Below are 16,030 nucleotides of genomic sequence, written 5' to 3' on the forward strand. Positions count from 1 at the left end.
CGCCGTGGCCCGGCGGTGGCGCGGGGCGGCGCCGAAATTCAGCCCGCCCGGCGTTTGAGGGCACGGGCGCGGAGCGCACGTACGGGGTCCGGGGCGGAGCCCCGGGTGGGGGCCCCTCCCGGACGGAGTCCGGGGGAGGTGGAAGGGCGGGTAGGGGAGTTGCCCCGCAGGGCCCGGCTCGTACCCCGGGAGGGGCCCGGCTCGTTGACCCGGCATGGAACTGCCGACCATCGCGGCGCCGGGTGTCCGGGAACGGGCCGACGCCGTGGCCGATGCCGCCTGCCACCTCTACGACACCGTCGTGCCCTGGGGGACGGGGGCGCCCGGAGGCTGGAGCCGGACCGCCGCCGAGGACGCCGCCGAGGCGATCGAGACCACCGCGCACGCCCTCGCCTGCATCGACCCGGGCGCCGAGCTCGTCCTCGCGCCCGTCCACGCGGCCCTCGCCGACCTGCGCCGCCGGCTCGGGCTCGCGCCCGCCGACCCGCTGACCGCCGACGGGCTCCCGGCGACCCCGCGCACGGTCGGCAACCCGCGCCGGACCCGCTGGGTCCGGGTGCTCACCCCGCCTTCGCCCCGGCAACCGCCTTCTCGTACAACTTCCTGATGTCCGTGCCGAAGTAGGAGCTGTAGGAGGTGTCGGCGGTGTCCCCGCCCGTCTTCCAGCCGCCGATGACCCCGACCACGTCACCGGTTCCGGTCCGCGCGTCGTAGCGGGCCAGGAACGGGCCGCCGCTGGTCCCGCCGGGATAGCCGGTGCAGTCGATCCGCAGGAACGATCCGGGGATCCGCGCGTCGGTGCTGGTGAACTTCGTCGTCCGGTTCACGCACAGGCGCGGGCGCGCGGCGGAGGCCGGATACCCGATCAGGGTGATGCTCGGGTGGACGTAACCGGCCCCGGTGACCAGGCGGTTGCCGCCGACCACGTCTTCCACGGGGAAGCCACGGGCGTCCGGCCCCACCTGGGCGAAGGCCACGTCGAGGGTGGCCGCGCGGTCGGCGCCCTGGGAGCGGTAGCGGGGGTCGATCCAGATCTTGGAGCGGCCGGCCGTGTCCCGCACGACCGGGAACATCCCGTAGGGCTGCGGTTTGGCGCGCGTGTACTGCGGTACGAAGGCGATCTGCCGGGTGTCGGAGCCGAGCAGGCAGTGCGCCGCGCTGAGCACTAGGTTGTGGCGGGGTGAGGCGACCACGCTCGCGGTGCAGAAGTACGCCCCGCCGCCCTTGACCACGAACATCCGGCCGACGACGGGAATGCCGTTGAAGTCCTGCCCGACGCCGGGGCCTGCGGCCGGCAGCAGGGCGGGGAGGGGACGGGCGGCCGGGGTGCGGGCAGGCGTCGGCGTTGGCGTCGGGGTGAGGCTCGGGCTCGGTGTGAGTGTCGGTGCCGGCGTGGGGGCCGCAACCGTCGGCTCCGAGGACGGGGCCGGGTCCGGGGAGGGCGTTGACGCGGGGGAAGGGGCCGGGGCGGGCATTGACCCGAGCGAGGGAGACGGGGAGGGAGAGGCGGCTGGGGACGGCGTCGAGGCCGGCTCGGGCGCGGGGGTCGAGGCCGGCTCGGGCGTCGGGGCCGATGCCGCCCCGGGCGCCTGGGGCGCGGCCGCCTCGGGCGCCGCAGGGGCGGCGGGTCCCGGATCGGGTGCCGGCACGGCGGCGGGTCCCGGATCGGGTGCCGGCACGGCGACGGGCCCCGGATCCGGTGTCGGAGCGGCGACCGGTCCCGCGGCGGGTGCCGGCATGGCGACCCGTTCCGGATCCGCTCCCGGCCCGGCCACCGGTTCCGGATCCGACGGCATCGGCACGGCGGCGGCCATCCGTTCGGCGGTCCAGAAGGACTCCGCCTCGCGGGCGGTCCAGTGCCCCGCGGCCACCGGGACGGCGGCGTTCCCGGCCTCGGCGACGGGAAGCGGCCCTCCGGGCACCAGCAGGGCGGCCGCCGCCGCGGCCATGGTCAACATACGTCGCACGGGAGCTCCTAAGGGGTGTCTTGTGGGTCAGGCCGGATCAGGGAGCGGAGCGGTGTCTGGTGCCGTGCATGGCAAGGCGGAGGAGGGAGTTGACGCGGTGGGGGCACCTCCCAGCGGTAGCTGGGGGACGTCGGCGACCGACGGCAACGCGGCGAGGCGCGGTGCCAGACATCGCGAGCCCGGCATGATCCACAAGACACCCCCTACAGGGCCTGGGGGAAGCGGAAGAGCCGGTCGGGGTCGTAGGTGCGCCGGACCTCGGTCAGCCGGGCGAGGTTCGGGCCGTAGTAGGCCTCGCGCCAGTCCGTCAGCCCGGGGTCCGTGTAGTTCTGGTACGCCCGGCCGCTCGCCCAGGGCCGCAGGTCCCGCCAGAGCCCGTCGAGCCAGCCCTGGTGCCGGGCCGTTTCGGCGGCGGTCGCCTTCGCGGGCCAGTAGGCGAGGTACTGGGCCAGGAAGGCGCTGTCGCGGTGCACGAAGGCGGTGTCCGCGGCCGGGACCCGGTTCACGGCGCCGCCGCAGACCCCGTCGAACTGGACCACCCCGAGGCCGCCGGGCGGCACGGCCCGCCCGTACCGCCCCACGGCGGCCAGCACGGCACGGACGGCCGCGTCCGGCAGCCCCGCGCCCGTCCAGAAGTCGGAACGGGCGGCGTACGAGTCCCTGCCGAGCAGGCCCTGCGGGTCGCGGCCGGGCAGCGTGCCCGGCAGCCGGCACTGCGCCGGACTGCGCTCCGCGCAGCCCGACATGGCCCGTACGGTGTCCCCGTAGTCCCGTACGACGATCCAGCTGTCCCGCACCGGCCGGCCGACCAGGTCCGACAGCCGGGTCAACTGCCGTTCCAGCTCGGAGCGCCCGTCCAGGCACACCACCCGGACCGCCGGGGGCGCGGCGGGGGAGCCGGCCTCGACCGTGAACTCGACCTGGCTCCAGAACGGATCCGGCAGCGCGGCCAGCCAGCGCTGCCAGCCGCTCAGCACCGCCGCCGAGTCGGCATCGGGCCAGTGGAGCTCGGCGAAGGCGCAGTCGCCCGCCGGGTGGGTGCGGAAGCGGAATTCGGTGACGACCCCGAAGTTGCCGCCCCCGCCGCCGCGCAGGGCCCAGTACAGCTCCGGATCCCGGTCGGCGGCCACCTCGCGGACGGCCCCGTCGGGGGTGACCACCCGGGCGCCGGTGAGCCGGTCGGCGGTGGTTCCGTAGACCCGCGAGGCCAGCCCCAGGCCGCCGCCCAGGGTGAGTCCGGCGATGCCGACGGAGGGGCACAGGCCGGTCGGGACGGCGAGCCCCCGCTCCGCCAGGGCCGCGTTCACGTCGCCGAGCCGGGCCCCCGCACCGATCCGTACGCCGTCCCCCTCGACCGTGACGGCCGCCATGGCTCCGGTGTCGACGACCAGCCCGGCGGCGCGGGTGGACCAGCCGGCGTAGCTGTGCCCGCCGCCGCGCGGGACCACCGGCACGGCCGAGCGGCGGGCGAAGTCCAGGCAGACGGCCACGTCATCGGCGTGTGCGGGATAGGCCACCGCGGCCGGCGCCACGGAGTCGTAGCGGGGCTGGAACAGCTGCCGGGCCTCGGGATAGTCCCGGTCGCCCGGGAGCACCACCCGCCCGTCGATCGCGCGGGCGAGCACGCCGTAGTCCGGGTCCCGGGCCGCCGCCGCCCCGAGGCAGGAGACGAGGGCCGCGGCCGCGGTTCCCAGGACCTGGCGGCGATGGAGGCTCATGACTCCTTCCTGCCACCGCCGGGCCCGATCGCCGTGAAGGCGGGCCCACACACTCCGGCCTGCCCCCCGAACGGCGCACAGGCGGAACGATTCGGCCGGTCATATTTCCGGTTCGGTCAGGGGGTGTTGGTCGTACCCTTCCCCCATGCCTCTCGTGGATCTCGGCGCGCACGCCGAAGAGTTCAACGCCGACCCGTACCCCTTCTACGCCGCGCTGCGCTCCGCCGGGCCCGTCCACCGGGTGATGCTGGGCGGCGACCGGTCGTGGCTGGTCGTCGGCCACGAGGAGGCCCGACAGGCCCTGAACCACCCGGCCCTGTCGAAGGACTGGCTCGGCTCCGAGCTGTTCGGGAACACCCCGGCGAGCGCCGCCGCCAGCAACATGCTGGAGGCCGACCCGCCGCACCACACCCGGCTGCGCCGCCTGGTGGCCCGCGAGTTCACGCCCCGCCGCATCGAGGCCCTGCGGCCGCGGGTCCAGGAGGTCACCGATGAGCTGCTGGACGCGATGGCGGCGGCTCCGGACCGCCGGGCCGACCTGATCGCGGCCCTGGCCGTACCGCTGCCGATGACCGTCATCTGCGAACTGCTCGGCGTCCCCGACCTGGACCGGGAGCGCTTCCGCTACTGGTCGGGCGAGATCGTGGCCCCGCTGGACCCGGCGGGCACGGACCCCCGCGTCGTGGAGCAGATGACCGCGTACCTCTTCGAACTCGTCGAGGCCAAGGCCAAGACCCCGGGGGAGGACCTGCTCAGCGCCCTGATCCGGACCCGCGACGAGGACGGCGACCAGCTCTCCCCGGAGGAGCTGATCGGGATGGCCTTCCTGCTGCTGGTCGCGGGCCACGAGACCACGGTCAACCTGATCGGCAACGGCGTACGGGCCCTGCTCGCCCACCCCGACCAGCTGGCCGCGCTGCGCGCCGATCCGGACGGGCTGATCGACGGCGCGGTGGAGGAGATGCTCCGCTACGACGGCCCGGTGCAGCACGCCACGTACCGCTTCGCCCGCACGGACCTGGAGATCGGCGGCGTCCGCATCGAGGCGGGCTCCTCGGTGGTGGTCGCCCTGGCGGCGGCGGACCGAGACCCGTCCCGCTTCGCGGAGCCGGACGCCTTCGACATCCGCCGCCCGGCCCAGGGCCACGTCGCCTTCGGCCACGGCATCCACTTCTGCCTCGGCGCCCCGCTGGCCCGCATGGAGGGCCGCATCGCGATCCGCACCCTGCTGGCCCGCTTCCCCGCCCTCGCACCGACCCCGGAATCGGCCGACCCCGACTGGCTCCCGGGCACCCTCATGCGCGGCGTGACCCGCCTCCCCCTCCGCTGGTAGGCGCCACGGCGGGAGCGCGGGCTCAGGACGACCGGACGGCCCCGTCGGGATCGGCGGCCGCCGCCTTGCGTGCCAGCAGGATGCCCTGTGGGGACCTTTCGCCGGCGTCCGGTGCGCGGATCAGGCGGGCCACCTCCGTCAGGCCGGCGTCCGTCAGGAGGGCGGCCATGCGGTCCGGGGGCGTCCAGTACACGTCGAGGGCGACCGGGTGGCCGTACGCGTGCTCCAGGCGGACGAGTTCGTCGCCCGCCTTGAAGGCGATCAGCGCGTGGCCGCCCGGCGCCAGGACCCGGGCGAACTCCGCGAACAGCGGCGGGAGCTCCGAGGGCGGCGTGTGCACCGTCGAGTACCAGGCCAGGACCCCGCCCAGGACCCCGTCCGCGATGTCGAGCGCGGCCATCGAACCCACCTCGAACCGCAGCCCCGGATAGGTCCGGCGGGCCACCGCCACCATCGCCGGAGAGAGGTCGACGCCGAAGGCCCGTACGCCGAGGCCGTCCAGGTGGGCCGTCACCCGCCCCGGACCGCAGCCGAGGTCCGCCACCGCCCGGCCCCCGCCGCCCTCCTCACCGCGCACGCACTCCGCGAACGCGGCCAGCATGGCCCGGTCCAGCGGCTTGCGGTCCAGTTCCGTGCCGAGCAGCCGCGCGTAGTCGACGGCGACGGTGTCGTAGGACGTCCGTACGGAACTCAGGTACGAGGTCTCTCCCATGCCCCTGGACAGTAGCCCGACCGTCGCCGAGTCTCACCCCCCGGCCGCCGGATTGGGCAGCTCCGCCCACTGGTCGCCGGGGATGCCGGGGCTCAGCCGCATCAGCGTCAGCGCCTTGGTGGGCAGCGGACCCGTCAGCAGCGCCCCGGTGTCGGCGGTCGGCGGCAGGCCGGCGGCCTCGGACAGGGCCTCGGCGAAGGCGCCCGCCGAACCGGCCGTGGCACCGAGCGCCCCCGTCAGCAGGGACCCGAACAGCTTGCGCCGCAGCACCGTCACGTCATCGGTGATCAGCCGGCCGGACAGCGGCGGCACCGGCAGGCCGTGCCGGACCAGGCGCGCCGGGCTGATCCGGATGTCGGCGAGATCGCGGTAGACCAGCCGGACCGGTGCGTCGGTGGGGGAGAGGACGACGAGGAGGTTCTGGCCGTGGGCCTCCAGGGCCACCCCGAGCTCCAGCACCCGCAGGCACACCGACAGCGCCAGCCGGGCGAACTCGGCCCGCCAGGCGGCCGAGCGGGCCGGCGGGAAGGAGCCCAGCGCCGCCACCGGGAGCACCCGCTCACCGGCGGCGGCGTCCGCGAACACCTCCGGCGGCTCGCGCAGCACGGCCGCCAGGTCCGGGCTGTGCGCGGTCGCCGCGCCCAGGGTGCGCGTGACGTGCAGACGGCCGTCGAGCCGCTCGGACAGGGTCTGGGCGAAGGCGGAGACGGCCGCCGCCGTCTCGATGGAGTAGACGGAGATGTCCCGTACGGAGGAGGTCAGCCGGGTGCTCAGCGCCGTCTTGACGTGCGCCCCGCCCGCCGCGGGCGCGAGCGTGCGCAGCGCCATCAGCGGGTGCGCCGCGAGAGCGCCCCGCACCCGCTCGTGCTTCAGGGCGTGCGCGGCCTGCCACGGATGCACCGGGACCAGGATCCGCCCCCCGTCCCGCAGCTCCGCCGGCCAGTCGCCGGTGACCAGGCACTCCTCGGCCCGTACGGCGACCAGCCCGAGCTCCACCACCGGCCGGTGCTCGGGCGCGTACGCCAGCTGCTCGGCCACCGAGAACCCGGGCCGGGAACGGCAGTTGGGGTGGTACGGATGCCCGTCGACCACCCGCTGCTCCCACTCCCAGGTGCTCCGCGCGGGGCTGTCCCGCCCGGCGGGAGGCTGCCCGGCCCGGGACAGGGCCAGGGAGGCCGTGCTGCCGTCCAGCTCGGCGGCGAACCCCTCCCCGTGCGGCACCCCCAGGGCCGAGACCAGCCGCGCGGCCTGCCGGTGGGCCCGGCCGTCGAGCAGCAGCTCCTCCACGTACGGCTCGGTCGCGTACGGGTCCGGCGGCGGCCCCTCCAGCCGGCCGCCCCCGGCCAGCCGCAGCACCAGGCCGCCCGGTCCCCGCTCCCGGCCCACCACCCACGGCAGCGGTTCGAAGGCGAGCGCCCGCCACAGCCGGGTCAGCACGGCCGCGCGGGCACCGGGCAGCGCGGCGGCGTACGAGGGCCCGAGCGCGGGGCGTACGCCGGCCAGCTCGGTGGCGAGGGCCTCCTCGGCCGGGGAGGCGGGAAGATGCATGCTGGGGCTCCGCACATCGGGTTGTCGCTTTGCAGGATGGTCACGTCATCATCGCGGATACTGAAGATCACGGCCGGTGGTCGCGTCCCGCGATCCTCCGGCGCACCGGATGGACCGAATGGAACCAGTGGACTTCAACGCCGTCGCCGACGCGTACGCCGCGACCCCCCTCCTGAACTGCCTGCTCCGGGAGGTCGCCGACCCCGTCGGGCCGGGTGCGGACGTCCACCGGCTGCGCGGCAGCGGGCGGCTGCTCCGGGTGCACGGCGGCCGCCGGCCCGTACGCCCCGAGCTGAGCACGGGGGACGGCTGGCATCCGCTCGGCCACACCGAACTGGTCAAACTGACCGCCGACGAGCTGCTCCGCTACACCGGCGTCCCGAACGACGAACTCCCGGTCGAGATCGACGACAGCCGGGACGCCATCGCCGCACTGCTGGCCGCCCGCGCGGTCGCGGAGCCCCCGGTGGACCCGTACCTGCTCTCCGAGCAGTCCCTGGTGATGGGCCATCCGCACCATCCCGCGCCCAAGGCCCGGGGCGGGGCCCCGGCCGGGAGCTGGCTGCCGTACGCGCCCGAGGCCCACGCCCGTTTCCCGCTGGTGTTCCTGGGGGTCCGCGAGGACCAGGTGGCCGAGGAGGGCGGCCCGGCCGCCGCCGACGCGGTCGACTCCCTCGCCGACGCCCTCGACGGGCCGCGCCCGCCCGCCGGTTACCGGCTGCTGCCCGCGCACCCCTGGCAGCTCGACCTCGTCGGCTCCCGGCCGCCGGTGCGCGAGGCCTTCGCCGACGGGCGGCTGCTGTGGCTCGGCGAGAGCCGCCTGCCGGCCTGGCCCACCGCCTCGATCCGGACGCTGTACGTGCCCCGGCCGGGCGCCGACCTCTTCGTGAAGTTCAGCCTCGACGTCCGGATCACCAACGACGTGCGCCGGCTGTGGCGGCACGACCTGCTGAAGCTGCGCCGCACGGACGCGGCGGTCGAGGCGGGCTTCGGAGCCCTGCGCCGGAGCGGCCGGGACGGGGCGGACACGGAGCGCGCGGCCTGGCTCGCCGACCGCGGCTACCGCACCGCCGAGTTCGCCTTCGAGGAGCTCGCCGTCCTGGTCCGCGACGGCCTGCACGCCCACGGCGCGCCCGGGTCCACCCCGCTGCTCGCCGCCGCGCTCGCCGAGGGCTACGCCGGGAGTCCACTGGCGGCCACGGCCGAACCGGCCGCCTGGTGGCGGGCGTACCTGCGCCACGTGGTGCCCCCGGTACTGGAGCTGTTCGCCCGGCACGGCATCGTGCTCGAAGCCCACCTCCAGAACACCCTGGTCGCCGTCGACGCGGCGGGCCTGCCGGTGCAGGCGCTCTTCCGGGACGCCGAGGGGGTCAAGCTCCTGCCCGACCTGGACCGCGCGGCGGCCTGGCAGCGGCTGGTCTACTGCCTGGTGGTCAACAATCTGGCGGAGATCGCCGGGGCGTTGGCGGAGCTGCATCCGGACATCTCGCCGCTCGTGTGGCCGGCCGTGCGGGAGGAGTTCCTGCGCTGCGACGCCGCGCACGGGCTCCCCGAGATCGCGGAGCTCCTCGCCGCTCCGGCCCTGCCGGCCAAGACCAACCTGCTGCTGCGGTGGACCCGGGCGGACGGCGCGGACGCCCGCTACCTGCCGCTGCCGAACCCGCTGCGGGGGTAGCGAAACCGGCCAAGGTGGTCGCCGTTCCCCGAAGCCCTCTCACGGAAAGGTATAGACCAATGCTACGTTGGTCGGGCAGACCGCGCAGTCCTTGACCACCCGTCAGAGGAGAAGCCATGCCCTCCCCTTCGCGGGGCGGCGGCCCGGCCGCCATGCCCAAGTACCAGCGGATCGCCGCAGCGCTGCGGCACGAACTCGACCGCGCCGCGCACACCCCCGGCGGCAGACTGCCCTCCGAACGCAGACTGGCCGCCCGCTACCAGGTCAACCGGCAGACCATCAGGGCCGCGCTCCAGCAGCTGCGCGAGGACGGCCTCGTCGTCACGGGCCGCCGCGGCACCCGCCCTGCCGCCGGTGTCCCCGGTGTCTCCGCTGTCTCCGGTTTCGAGGGTGTCGAGGATGTCGAGGGCACCGCCGTCGCGGTCGCCGTGCAGGCCCCGGCATCCACGACCGTCCCGTTCCCGGCCCAGAGCTGGCTCACGCGCGTCACCGTGCCGCCCTCGCTCGCCGCGCTGCTCGGCATGAGCGGCGGGGACCGCACCCTGGTCCACCACCGCCGCGAGCACGGCCCGGCGGGCGAGACCCTCACGCACGCGGTCACGTACCTGAGCCCCGGCGCCGTCGCACACAGTCCCGAACTGGCCTACTATCGCGACCGGTTGGCGCCGGTCCGCGACGAGGACCTGGGCCCCTTGAACCGCTGGTTCGACCGCGCCGCGGTGGAGGGGCGGGTCACCGAGACCCTCACGATGACCCGCACCACCCATCCGCCGGCCGCGGCCCCCCAGGCCTGCGGCCTGACCGTGCGCCGCACCCTGCACGACGGCTCCGGCCGGCTGCTGGCCGTCACCGACCTGGCCTTCCCCACCTGGGACCGGCTGACCTTCCACCGTGACCCGGAGCGCTCGTACTCCGTGAAGGGCTCAGAAGCGCAGCGCCCATGAGTCGATGTAGCCGGTGTGGTCGCTCCGGGTGTCGAACACGCGCAGTCGCCAGATCCCGTTCGCGGTCTCCGAGGAGGCGTTGATCGCGTAGACGACGGTGTAGTCGGTCTCGATCCATGCCTCCCACTCGTCCTTGACGGGGTAGGCCGTGCCGTCCGGGGCGATCACGTCGATCCGCAGGTCCCCGACGTCCGGATGTTTGATGGCGATCTCGACGTCGAGGTCCGCCGGGGCCCTGCCGGACACCCCGCTCACGGTCACGGGGGAGTCGACGGTCGCCAGGTCGGCCACCGGGAAGTCCGTGGTGTTCGCGAACCGCTTGCCCGCCGGCCGCTGCGGGGAACCGCCGGAATGGACGAGCCGGTTGGGGGACCCCGGGCCGGGATCGATGACCGAACCGGTGGAGGCGTAGGCGGTGAGGGCCGCGCCGACCTGGGCCGGGGTCGCCGTCCGGTGGGTGGAGAGGTAGAGGGCCGCCACGCCGGTGACGTGCGGGGTGGCCATCGAGGTGCCCGACATCGTCATGTACCAGTCGTCGGAGAAGTACGCGGCCGACTCGATGTCGTCCCCGGGGGCGAACAGGTCGATCAGCGGCCCGTGGTTGGAGTACTCGGCGCGGTGGTCGTAGTCGCCGACCGCCCCCACCGTCAGCGCCTGCTGCACCCGGGCGGGGGAGTGGCCCGAGGCGTCGATGTCCTGGTTGCCGGCGGCCACGGCGTAGGTGAGCCCCGAGGCGATGGAATTGCGGACGGCGGCGTCCAGTACGTCGTCGGGGTCCCCGCCCAGGCTCATGTTCACCACCGCCGGCTTCACCGCGTTGCGGGTCACCCAGTCGATGCCCGCCACGACCTGCTCCGTGGTCCCCGTGCCGGTGTAGTCGAGCACCCGTACCGCGACGATCTTCGCCTGCTTGGCCACGCCGTGCGTGGTGCCCGCCACTGTGCCGGCGACGTGGGTGCCGTGGCCGTGGTCGTCCTCGGAGGTCATGTCGTCGTCGATGGCGTCGTAGCCGTAGGAGGCGCGACCGCCGAAGTCCTCGTGCGTGATGTGGACGCCCGTGTCGACGATGTACGCGGTGACGCCCTGCCCGGCCGAGTCCGGGTAGGCATAGGCGGTGTCCAGCGGGAGCCGGCGCTGGTCGATCCGGTTCAGGCCCCAGGAGGGCGGGTCCGGCTGGGTGGCGTCGAGGGTCAGCTTCCGGTTCTGTACGACCTCGGCGACGGCCGGGTCCGCGGCGAGCCGCCGGGCCTGCCGCTCCGACATCTCGGCGGAGTAGCCGTTCAGCGCGGCGTCGTACGTGCGGCGGATCCGGCCCCCGGAGCGTTCGACGACGCTCCGGCCCCGCGGAGTGCGCGAGGTGGCGCGGGACGGGTTCAACAGGACGAGGTAGCTGCCGGCGACGGCCCCGGGCGCGCCGGCGTAGCGGACGGAGCCCTCGGGAGGACTCACCGCGGAGGCCCCGGTGTCCACCCCGAGGACGAGCGCGGCGGCGAGCGCGAGGACGGCGCCGCAGCGCCCCGATAAGTACGGTCTCGTGGTCATGCGGCCCAGGCTGGGCCCGCGCCCGACCGAGGCACAAGAGGGGCTGTGACTTTTGGCACAGAAGGGGATAAAGGGACGGAAGGGGTGGCTCAGTCCGTGGCGAGATCCGGGACCGGGGTGCCCGGGGCCGCGGCGGCGCCGGTCAGGAGGGCCAGCAGCCCGGCCACTTGGACGCCCGCCTCCGCAGGGTGGCGGAAGACGGCCCCCGGGGAGATCTCGTACCGGTTGCGCCGGCCGTCGCGGACGCGCCGCAAGTACCCGTCCGCCTCCAGGTCGGTGACGATCGTCTGCACGGTCCGTTCGGTCAGTCCGCAGACCGTGGCCACATCTCTGAGCCGCACGGCCGGGTCCCGGGCGATGGTCACCAGAACGCGGGCGTGATTAGTCAGGAATGTCCAGTTCTGTCGCTGTGGCATGCTCCCCATGCGGTCATGATGCGATACACGATTCACGTGATGCAAGACGTGAAAAGGATTTCCTGCAATTCTTGACGTGCGACACGAAGAGGGCCACCATCTACGGCAGTCAAGGTCCCGCGCCGCAAGCCGACCAGCCCAAGGAGCGAACCCCATGCCGGTCCCTGCCCCGTCCCCCCATACCGCCGCCACCCACGCCCCGGTCCCCCAGCCCCGTCGCGGCTCCGAGGCCGCCCGTATAGCGGGCCTGCCCCGGATCGACGAGCCCCGGGAGATGGCGCCCGCGGACGCGAGGGAGCTGTCGAAGCTCTTCTTCCGGCGGCTGCGCGAGCTGACCGAGGGCACTCCGGAGTACCAGTACGTCCGCAACACGCTCATTGAGATGAATGCCTCACTCGTCCAGTACGCCGTGCGGCGCTTCCGGAACCGCGGCGACGGCGGCGACATCGAGGACATCGTGCAGGTCGGCACCATCGGCCTCATCAAGGCCATCGACCGCTTCGACCCGGCCCGCGAGAACGAGTTCTCCACCCTCGCCATGCCGTACATCACAGGCGAGATCAAGCGGCACTTCCGCGACACCACCTGGGCCGTCCGCGTTCCGCGCCGGCTCCAGGAGCTGCGCATCGAGATAGCGAAGGCCAAGGAAGAGCTGACCGTCACACTCGACCGCTCGCCCACCGTCGCGGACCTCGCCGACCACCTCGGCCTCTCGGACGAGGAGGTCATAGAGGGTCTCGTCGCCGCCAACGGCCACACCAGCGGCTCCCTGGACGCCCCGCCCACCGCGCACGCCGAGTACGGCGGCGGCTCCACCGAGACCCACAGCCTCGCCGACGTCATGGGCGAGGAGGAGCCGGCCATGGAGCTGGTGGAGGACATCCAGACCCTGGCGCCGCTGCTGGAGCAGCTCACCGCCCGCGAGCGCCGCATGCTCCAGATGCGGTTCGGCGAGGAGCTGACACAGGCCCAGATCGGGGATGCCCTCGGCATCTCGCAGATGCAGGTCTCCCGGCTGCTCACCCGGCTCCTCGGCCACCTGCGCGATTCGATGCTGCTCGACGAGACCGGGCCCGACTCCGGGGCCCACGCGTGAGGTAGATCACCTTTGCGTTTGCTGAGGTGAATGCCGGGCAGGTGCGCCGCTGGAGCGGAACCATGTACTCAGGCCATCGAGCCGGAGGCGCGGCGCACACGGGCAGATCCCGTCCCGCTCCACGGCCCGCCTCCCCGGTTCTCCGCAGCGCGGCGCCGTACCCGGTACGACCCGCGAGGTGTATGTGTCCACGCTCCAGGCCGAGCACGTGTACAAGGTCTTCGGCAGACACCCTGACGACACGGCGGCGGCGGTCCGCGCGCTCGAAGACGGCGCGGGCCGCGACGAGCTGCGCGCGGCCGGCACGACCGCCGCGGTGATCGACGCCTCCTTCCGCGTCGAGCCCGGCCAGATCTTCGTCGTCATGGGCCTGTCGGGATCCGGCAAGTCCACCCTGCTGCGCATGCTCAACGGGCTGCTGGAACCCACCGCGGGACGCATCCTCTTCGACGGCGAGGACCTCACCACGCTCGGCCCCCGCGAGCTGCGCCGCGTACGCTCCACCAAAATCAGCATGGTCTTCCAGCACTTCGCGCTGTTCCCGCACCGCGACGTCCTGGAGAACGCCGGCTACGGACTGGAGGTCCAGGGCGTCCCCCGGGCCGAGCGCGAACGCCGGGCCGCCGAGGCCCTGGCGCTGTGCGGGCTCGGCGGCTGGGAGAAGTCCTGGCCCGACGAGCTCTCCGGCGGCATGCAGCAGCGCGTCGGCCTGGCCCGCGCCCTGGCCACCGACGCCGACCTGCTGCTGATGGACGAGTCCTTCAGCGCCCTCGACCCGCTGATCCGCCGCGACATGCAGGACCAGCTCCTCGAACTCCAGCGGCGGCTGAAGAAGACCATCGTCTTCATCACCCACGACCTCAACGAGGCCATGCGCCTCGGCGACGGCATCGCCGTCATGCGCGACGGCCGCATCGTCCAGCAGGGCACCGCCGAGGACATCCTCATGCGCCCCGCCGACGAGTACGTCGCCTCCTTCATCCAGGACGTGGACCGTTCGCGAGTGCTTACGGCCGATGCCGTCATGGACGAGCCCTCCCTCGACGCGGACACCTGCGGCTGCCCCACCGTCCAGACCGACACTCCGCTCGCCGACCTGTGCGCGATCAGCGCCCGCGTCCCGCACCCGGTCGCCGTCACCGACGCGGACGGCGCCGTCATCGGCTCCGTACCGCAGGACCGCCTCATCGCCTTCATCGGCGACGAACAGCGGCCCCCCATGGCCTGCGTGGAGGTGGCAGCCTGATGCCCCGCCTGCACCTCGGCGCCTGGGTCGACAGCGGTGTCGACTTCCTCCAGCGCCACCTGTCCTGGCTGTTCGACGCCATCAGCGCGCTCGTCACCGGCCTCTACGACGGCATCGACGCGGTCCTGTCCGCCCCCGCCCCGCTGCTGTTCGCCGGCATCCTCGCCGTCGCCGCCTGGTGGCTGCGCGGTCTCCTCGCGGGCCTGCTCGCCTTCGCCGGCTTCGCCCTCGTCGACTCCGTCGACCTGTGGGCCGACGCCATGTCCACGCTGTCCCTGGTCCTGGTCGCCACCCTGGTCACCCTGGTGTTCGCGATCCCGCTCGGCATCTGGGCCTCGCGCTCCGACCGGGTCAGCGCCGTCCTGCGGCCCGTCCTGGACTTCATGCAGACCATGCCGGCCATGGTCTACCTCATCCCCGGCATCATCTTCTTCGGGGTGGGCGTGGTGCCCGGCATCATCGCCACCATCATCTTCTCGCTGCCGCCGGGCGTACGGATGACCGAGCTCGGCATCCGCCAGGTCGACGCGGAACTGGTCGAGGCCGCCAACGCCTTCGGCACCACCCCGCGCGACACCCTCGTCCGCGTCCAGCTGCCGCTGGCCCTGCCCACCATCATGGCGGGCGTCAACCAGGTCATCATGCTCGGCCTGTCCATGGTCGTCATCGCCGGCATGGTGGGCGGCGGCGGCCTCGGCGGCGCCGTCTACCGGGCCATCGGCAACGTCGACATCGGCCTCGGCTTCGAGGCGGGCATCTCCATCGTCATCCTCGCCATGTACCTCGACCGGATGACCGGCGCGCTCGGCCGCCAGGTCTCCCCGCTCGGCCGGCGCGCCCTCGCCAAGGCACGGTCCGCCGCTACCGGCGCGGCCAAGCTGTGGAACCACCGCCCCCAGCCCGCCTACGCCGTGACCGGGGCCGTCGTACTGGCCCTCGTCGCGGGCGCCCTGCACACCTTCGGCGGCTCCGCCGCCGAGGACGGACCGGCCGGCGCCGCGAACACCGGCAAGGGCCGCACGGTGTCCATCGGCTACATCCCGTGGGACGAGGGCATCGCCTCCACCTTCCTGTGGAAGGAGCTCCTGGAGCGGCGCGGCTTCAAGGTCGACGCCCGCCAGCTGGAGGCCGGAGCGCTCTACACCGGCCTGGCCGGCGGACAGCTCGACTTCCAGACCGACGCCTGGCTGCCCGTCACGCACGCCCAGTACTGGGAGAAGTACGGGAACAAGCTGGAGGACCTCGGCTCCTGGTACGGCTCCACCTCGCTGGAGCTGTCCGTGCCCTCGTACGTGAAGGACGTGCGCTCGCTCGCCGACCTCAAGGGCAAGTCCGGGCAGTTCAAGGGCCGGATCATCGGCATCGAACCGAGCGCGGGGGCCATGTCCATCCTGAAGGACAAGGTGCTCAAGGAGTACGGGCTGGAGGGTGAGTACGAGGTCGTCGACGGCTCCACCCCCGGCATGCTCGCCGAGCTCAAGCGGGCCTACGACAAGAAGGAGCCGGTGGTGACCGTCCTGTGGTCGCCGCACTGGGCGTACTCCTCGTACGAGCTGACCAAGCTGGAGGACCCGAAGGGCGTCTGGGGCAAGGGCGACGGCATCCACACCCTGGCCCGCAAGGGCTTCGGCGCCGACGAGCCCGAGGTCGCCGCCTGGCTGCGCTCCTTCAAGCTCACCGAGGAGCAGCTCACCAGCCTGGAGGCGACGATCCAGGACACCGGGAAGGGCAAGGAGCAGCAGGCGGTCCGCGCCTGGCTGAAGGACCACCCGGAGATCGACAAGCTGTCCTGATCCCCGAGGGGACGCCGAAGGCGCCGGTGTGCGCGGGACC

General features: G+C 73.9%; 13 protein-coding genes. 7 read left to right on the top strand and 6 right to left on the bottom strand.

Annotated features, from left to right (window positions below; all coding sequences use genetic code 11):
- Positions 1-214: 214 nt before the first annotated feature.
- On the top strand, positions 215-607 hold the full coding sequence (locus tag ACFWBN_RS04760) for a hypothetical protein (RefSeq protein WP_385170561.1): 393 nt from the start codon (positions 215-217) through the stop codon (positions 605-607).
- Here the strand turns inward: ACFWBN_RS04760 and ACFWBN_RS04765 are convergent.
- A complete protein-coding gene (locus tag ACFWBN_RS04765; RefSeq protein WP_385170564.1) occupies positions 561-1,967 on the bottom strand; it encodes a hypothetical protein in 1,407 nt (468 codons plus the stop codon). The two genes, ACFWBN_RS04760 and ACFWBN_RS04765, sit on opposite strands and share 47 nt — an antisense overlap.
- Before the next feature lie 203 nt (positions 1,968-2,170).
- Positions 2,171-3,685 carry an FAD-binding oxidoreductase gene (locus ACFWBN_RS04770; protein WP_385170567.1) on the bottom strand — a complete coding sequence of 505 codons (1,515 nt, stop codon included), beginning with the start codon at positions 3,683-3,685 and terminating at the stop codon, positions 2,171-2,173.
- Positions 3,686-3,830: 145 nt separating this feature from the next.
- Between ACFWBN_RS04770 and ACFWBN_RS04775 the strand changes: the two genes are divergently transcribed.
- Complete coding sequence (locus tag ACFWBN_RS04775) at positions 3,831-5,018, top strand: cytochrome P450 (RefSeq protein WP_385170569.1); 1,188 nt, start codon at positions 3,831-3,833, stop codon at positions 5,016-5,018.
- Between the two features lie 22 nt (positions 5,019-5,040).
- Here ACFWBN_RS04775 and ACFWBN_RS04780 read toward each other — a convergent pair whose 3' ends face one another.
- Positions 5,041-5,730, bottom strand: coding sequence for a class I SAM-dependent methyltransferase (locus ACFWBN_RS04780; RefSeq protein WP_385170572.1), 690 nt, complete (start codon positions 5,728-5,730; stop codon positions 5,041-5,043).
- A 33-nt stretch (positions 5,731-5,763) separates the two neighbouring features.
- Positions 5,764-7,278: an IucA/IucC family protein gene (locus ACFWBN_RS04785; RefSeq protein WP_385170574.1), complete on the bottom strand. Its 1,515-nt coding sequence runs from the start codon at positions 7,276-7,278 to the stop codon at positions 5,764-5,766.
- A 118-nt stretch (positions 7,279-7,396) separates the two neighbouring features.
- Between ACFWBN_RS04785 and ACFWBN_RS04790 the strand changes: the two genes are divergently transcribed.
- Both ACFWBN_RS04790 and ACFWBN_RS04795 read left to right on the top strand, forming a co-directional pair.
- Positions 7,397-8,953, top strand: a complete 1,557-nt coding sequence (locus tag ACFWBN_RS04790; protein ID WP_385170576.1) for an IucA/IucC family protein — start codon at positions 7,397-7,399, stop codon at positions 8,951-8,953.
- A 116-nt stretch (positions 8,954-9,069) separates the two neighbouring features.
- Positions 9,070-9,897 (top strand): GntR family transcriptional regulator, encoded by an 828-nt coding sequence (locus ACFWBN_RS04795; protein ID WP_385170578.1) that lies wholly within the window; start codon positions 9,070-9,072, stop codon positions 9,895-9,897.
- On the opposite strand, the gene ACFWBN_RS04800 is transcribed toward ACFWBN_RS04795, so the two are convergent.
- On the bottom strand, positions 9,877-11,439 hold the full coding sequence (locus ACFWBN_RS04800) for a S8 family serine peptidase (protein WP_385170581.1): 1,563 nt from the start codon (positions 11,437-11,439) through the stop codon (positions 9,877-9,879). The two genes, ACFWBN_RS04795 and ACFWBN_RS04800, sit on opposite strands and share 21 nt — an antisense overlap.
- 89 nt (positions 11,440-11,528) lie before the next feature.
- Positions 11,529-11,780, bottom strand: coding sequence for an AsnC family transcriptional regulator (locus tag ACFWBN_RS04805; RefSeq protein ID WP_385170584.1), 252 nt, complete (start codon positions 11,778-11,780; stop codon positions 11,529-11,531).
- A 229-nt stretch (positions 11,781-12,009) separates the two neighbouring features.
- On the opposite strand from ACFWBN_RS04805, the gene ACFWBN_RS04810 reads away from it, so the two are divergent.
- The 3 genes from ACFWBN_RS04810 to ACFWBN_RS04820 all read left to right on the top strand — a co-directional run bounded on the left by ACFWBN_RS04810 (position 12,010) and on the right by ACFWBN_RS04820 (position 15,990).
- A complete protein-coding gene (locus ACFWBN_RS04810; RefSeq protein ID WP_385170587.1) occupies positions 12,010-12,951 on the top strand; it encodes a SigB/SigF/SigG family RNA polymerase sigma factor in 942 nt (313 codons plus the stop codon).
- Between the two features lie 184 nt (positions 12,952-13,135).
- Positions 13,136-14,197, top strand: coding sequence for a glycine betaine/L-proline ABC transporter ATP-binding protein (locus ACFWBN_RS04815; RefSeq protein ID WP_385171223.1), 1,062 nt, complete (start codon positions 13,136-13,138; stop codon positions 14,195-14,197).
- Positions 14,197-15,990 carry an ABC transporter permease/substrate binding protein gene (locus tag ACFWBN_RS04820; protein ID WP_385170589.1) on the top strand — a complete coding sequence of 598 codons (1,794 nt, stop codon included), beginning with the start codon at positions 14,197-14,199 and terminating at the stop codon, positions 15,988-15,990. Before ACFWBN_RS04815 ends, ACFWBN_RS04820 begins: the two co-directional genes overlap by 1 nt.
- The last annotated feature ends 40 nt before the right edge of the window (positions 15,991-16,030 follow it).

The organism is Streptomyces sp. NPDC059989 (genome assembly GCF_042736975.1).
Taxonomy (GTDB): domain Bacteria; phylum Actinomycetota; class Actinomycetes; order Streptomycetales; family Streptomycetaceae; genus Streptomyces.

Excerpts from the sequence above, each read along its gene's own strand:
- ACFWBN_RS04760 (WP_385170561.1), top strand. The coding sequence starts at position 215 with ATGGAACTGCCGACCATCGCGGCGCCGGGTGTCCGGGAACGGGCCGAC.
- ACFWBN_RS04770 (WP_385170567.1), bottom strand. The coding sequence starts at position 3,685 with ATGAGCCTCCATCGCCGCCAGGTCCTGGGAACCGCGGCCGCGGCCCTC.
- ACFWBN_RS04775 (WP_385170569.1), top strand. The coding sequence starts at position 3,831 with ATGCCTCTCGTGGATCTCGGCGCGCACGCCGAAGAGTTCAACGCCGAC.
- ACFWBN_RS04780 (WP_385170572.1), bottom strand. The coding sequence starts at position 5,730 with ATGGGAGAGACCTCGTACCTGAGTTCCGTACGGACGTCCTACGACACC.
- ACFWBN_RS04785 (WP_385170574.1), bottom strand. The coding sequence starts at position 7,278 with ATGCATCTTCCCGCCTCCCCGGCCGAGGAGGCCCTCGCCACCGAGCTG.
- ACFWBN_RS04790 (WP_385170576.1), top strand. The coding sequence starts at position 7,397 with ATGGAACCAGTGGACTTCAACGCCGTCGCCGACGCGTACGCCGCGACC.
- ACFWBN_RS04795 (WP_385170578.1), top strand. The coding sequence starts at position 9,070 with ATGCCCTCCCCTTCGCGGGGCGGCGGCCCGGCCGCCATGCCCAAGTAC.
- ACFWBN_RS04800 (WP_385170581.1), bottom strand. The coding sequence starts at position 11,439 with ATGACCACGAGACCGTACTTATCGGGGCGCTGCGGCGCCGTCCTCGCG.
- ACFWBN_RS04810 (WP_385170587.1), top strand. The coding sequence starts at position 12,010 with ATGCCGGTCCCTGCCCCGTCCCCCCATACCGCCGCCACCCACGCCCCG.
- ACFWBN_RS04820 (WP_385170589.1), top strand. The coding sequence starts at position 14,197 with ATGCCCCGCCTGCACCTCGGCGCCTGGGTCGACAGCGGTGTCGACTTC.